The organism is Phocaeicola sp. RTP21198st1_B8_RTP21198_201120 (genome assembly GCF_040929485.1).
In the GTDB taxonomy this organism is placed as follows: Bacteria; Bacteroidota; Bacteroidia; order Bacteroidales; family Bacteroidaceae; genus Phocaeicola; species Phocaeicola dorei.
In genome coordinates, this window is record NZ_JBCOCI010000066.1 from 1 (window position 1) to 4,020 (window position 4,020).

Consider the following 4,020-nt stretch of genomic DNA (forward strand, 5'->3'; position numbering starts at 1 on the left):
AAGTTCGCTAATGGTTGATAAACTTAGGCAACAAGGCTTACATAATGTGATGCAAGTTCCTAATTTTAAGTCTATTAAAAATTATCCGAATATCACAACTAGAATTTAAAAAAAGGGGCGATTGTTTTTCTTGGTCGTATTATACTAGAAAAAGGAACTGATTATATATTGGAAGCGGTATGTCAATTGAATAAAATGGGATTACAAAATAAGTTTCTAATCGATTTCTATGGAAAGGTTAATGATAGTTATGAGAGGTTTTTCAGGAACAAATAATTAAAGCTATGGATTTGATAAAAGATAGAGATGAGGAACATAAAATATTATTTTTACAATCTTGGAATGAATGGGGAGAAGGTAATTATGTTGAACCTGATTTAAAATATGGGAGAAAATTTTTAGATGTCCTGAGGGAACTTTTGGTAACTAAAAAATAGATTTAGCTTAGTATGGATTAGAGTTGTATCAGCTTTAATATTCTTCTTGTATAAGAGCTTATTTTTTTGATAAGAATATAGGAAAAGGATAAGCCACTCTAATAAGAGTTTAGAAGTTCAAATGAAAGAATATCCGTATTTTTGTTTCAATAAAAAGTTTTGTTGTTTTATTAAAACATCGATAGATATTATATGAAAATAAAAAAAAACAGTGGCAAAATTAATTTTTCATTAGCTTCCCAAATATTGTTTCTTGGTATAGATTATAAAAAAGCTAAAGGAGGAGTAGCTTCAGTAGAAAAAGTATATTCTACTATTTTTTCTCCTTTTCATTTTGTACGAACTGTAGTTGATGGAAATAGTATTCAAAAGATAGGAATATTTATAGAAGCATTCATTCATTTCATGTTTGTAATGATATGCTGTCCGGAAATTAAAATAGTTCATATCCATGGTGCTTCTTATGCCAGCTTCTGGCGAAAACGAATCTTTATTTTTTTATCAAAATTGTTTAGAAAGAAAGTAGTGTATCATATGCATGGTGGTGCATTTAAGGAATTTGCATTGAAGCATCGCACGATTGTAAATAATACATTAAGAAAATGTGATATCGTAATTGTATTATCAGATAGTTGGAAGGAATTTTTCATAAATGAATTAGGGTGTAAAAATGTTATTGTAATTAAAAATCCAATAGAACATCCTATATATAAATCTGGTCCTAAAAAAAACGCTTGTGTCTTGCTATTTTTAGGCCTTTTATGTAAAGAAAAAGGGATTTATGACTTATTGGAAGTTATTTCAGAAAATAAAAAAGCTTATTGGGGTAATCTAATATTTCGATTTGCTGGCAATGGCAATGTTGTAGATGTCTTAAATACTATAAAGCGATTAAAAATAGATGACATTGCTTTTTATGAAGGTTGGGTTTCAGGAAAAGAAAAAATAAAGTTGCTAAACGAAGCAGATGTTTATATCTTACCTTCTTATTATGAAGGACTTCCCATATCAATTTTAGAATCAATGTCTTATCATTTGCCAATTATTTCTACAAATGTAGGTGGAATACCAGAAATAGTAAAGGATGGAGTAAATGGTTTTATCATAGAACCTGGTAATAAGAAAGGATTGAAGGAGGCCATAGACCATTTGCTATTTAATAGGGAATTGAGGGAGAAAATGGGAGTTGCATCAGCAGATATGGTAAAAGACCATCTTCCTGACTCTGTGAAAAAGCAATTGGAGAATCTGTATCTTAAATTATTAAATGATAAATGAATAAATATTTAAAGGAGTCAATAAAATATTTGCTAAGATCTTATCCTGTTATTTACCCTTATGTAAAAGAGGTTGAGCGGATGTATAATATGTCACATGATGAATTACAGGGAAGAAATGAAAGGGTATTCTTAAAAATTTTCCGCAAAGCATATACAAAGTCTTCTTTTTATCATAAACTTTATACTGAAGCAGGTATAAAATTAGAAGATATAAAATGCTTAGGTGATATAAGCAAGTTGCCAGTTGTTACTAAAGATATGATTCTTCATCAGTCTGATGCTCTGCTTACCACATCTAAGTGGAAATTATTAAAAAATAGGACAAGTGGGACTACAGGAACCCCTTTGACCGTTTTTGAGGACTGGAAGTCAATCTGGAAGGAGCAAGCTTATTTCTATTGCTATAGGAAACGTTGTGGATATATTTATGGACAACCATTAGTGTCTTTACGTGGAAATCTAGGGAAGAAAGATACTATGATGTATGTACATATATCAAATACTCTCTATCTTTCAAGCTATAATATAAATGAACAAACAGTGGGGGCGTATTATAAAGGGATTGAAAAGAGGAGTCCTCAGGCAATTGAAGGATATCCAAGTTCCTTGTATAATTTAGCCTTATTGCTAAAGGATAAAGGATTATATTGTAATATTCCTGTGTGTTTTACATCTTCGGAGAACTTGTTGGATTTTCAAAGACAATTGATAGAGGAACGGTTTCAGACTAAAATATTTGACCATTATGGAACTACAGAAAGGACAATAAGAATTAGCGAATCAATAAAACATGATGGCTATTTTGAAGATCCAGGTTATTCTATCAATGAATATCTGAAAGATCGGGTTGTATCAACATCGTTAATAAATTCAGTTTTTCCTTTGATACGTTACCAATCGAGTGATGTTGTAATATTGAAAGAGAATACGAAGGATGAACGTGTTTCTATTGATAGGATACAAGGGAGAAGTGGTAATTGCATAAAAGGTAAGGACGGTTCGATATATAATAATGCTGCTTTGACTTTTATTTTAACCTATAGCCATAATATTCGTTATGCACAATTCATTCAAAAGAAAAATGGAAAGGTTTTGCTTAATATTGTTCCAGAAGCTGTTTTTTCTTCTCAAAATTTGGATGAGTTAAAGCAAATGATTGATTTAAAGATTGGTTTGTCTAATCTGGAACTTGAGATTAACTTGATTAAAGAACAGGATTTAATTTATACTACCCGTAACAAATACAGTTATATCATATCGGAATAAAAGTGTAACTGCAAGAAATAATTTTTATCATGAATATTAGTATTTTCGGTCTCGGCTACGTAGGATGCGTAGGCGCAGCTTGTTGTGCAAAATTGGGTCACCATGTAATAGGAGTGGATGTGTCAGAAAACAAAGTGAACCTGATAAAATCCGGTCATCCTACCATCATAGAGAAAGACATTGAAGAACTGTGCGCAGAAGGGCATAAAAACGGGCGTTTGACAGCCACTCTAGATGTCCATGAGGCGGTTCATCATTCGGAAATCTCTTTTATAGCGGTGGGAACTCCCAGTTCCAAGGAAGGGCATCTAAACCTTAGCTATATTTACGGAGTAGCAAGACAAATAGGAGAAGCTATAAAAACGAAGGAAACCTATCATATCATTGCCATTCGTAGTACAGTATTGCCCGGAACCAATAAAAAAGTAGGTGAGATCATAGAAGAGGCATCCGGCAAGCAGCGTGGCAAGGCATTTACTGTGGTATCCAATCCGGAATTCCTTCGTGAAGGAACCTCTGTACATGATTATTTGAACCCTCCTTTGACTTTGATTGGTACAGATTGCGAGTATGCCGAGCAAAAATTCCGTGAACTGTATAAAGATATAAATGCGGAATTCGTATGTACTGATATCAAAGTTGCGGAAATGATGAAATATGTCAATAATACATATCATGCCTTGAAGATTGTTTTCGGTAATGAAGTGGGCAATATCTGCAAGGGACTGGATATTGATAGCCATAAGGTGATGGAAATCTTTTGTAAGGATCGTGAACTGAACATATCACCCTATTATTTTAAACCCGGGTTTGCATATGGTGGCTCTTGTTTGCCTAAGGATTCCAAGGCTCTCCGCACCTTGGCACGTGATTTATATATTGATGTTCCAGTCATTAACAGCATAGAAAATTCCAATGAGATTCAAAAAAAGAATGCTGTTTCTGTCATAATGGGGAAAGGAAAGCGGAATGTGGGTGTTCTAGGCTTGAGCTTTAAAGCGGGAACGGATGATTTACGTTGCAGTCCGATAGTGGAT

The 4,020-nt window shown here is 33.1% G+C and carries 3 protein-coding genes and 1 pseudogene; all 4 read left to right on the forward strand.

Going from position 1 to position 4,020, the window contains the following annotated elements:
- Window positions 1-254: 254 nt before the first annotated feature.
- Window positions 255-437 (forward strand): annotated as a pseudogene (locus AB5935_RS18205) (glycoside hydrolase family 99-like domain-containing protein); the annotation flags it as partial.
- A 192-nt stretch (window positions 438-629) separates the two neighbouring features.
- The gene (locus AB5935_RS18210) at window positions 630-1,715 is read left to right on the forward strand and encodes a glycosyltransferase family 4 protein (RefSeq protein ID WP_007851669.1); all 1,086 of its coding nucleotides are present in this window, start codon (window positions 630-632) and stop codon (window positions 1,713-1,715) included.
- A complete protein-coding gene (locus AB5935_RS18215; protein WP_007851666.1) occupies window positions 1,712-2,983 on the forward strand; it encodes a phenylacetate--CoA ligase family protein in 1,272 nt (423 codons plus the stop codon). Before AB5935_RS18210 ends, AB5935_RS18215 begins: the two co-directional genes overlap by 4 nt.
- A gap of 29 nt (window positions 2,984-3,012) precedes the next feature.
- The coding region (locus tag AB5935_RS18220; RefSeq protein WP_368327512.1) for a nucleotide sugar dehydrogenase at window positions 3,013-4,020 on the forward strand (1,008 nt) is incomplete at its 3' end.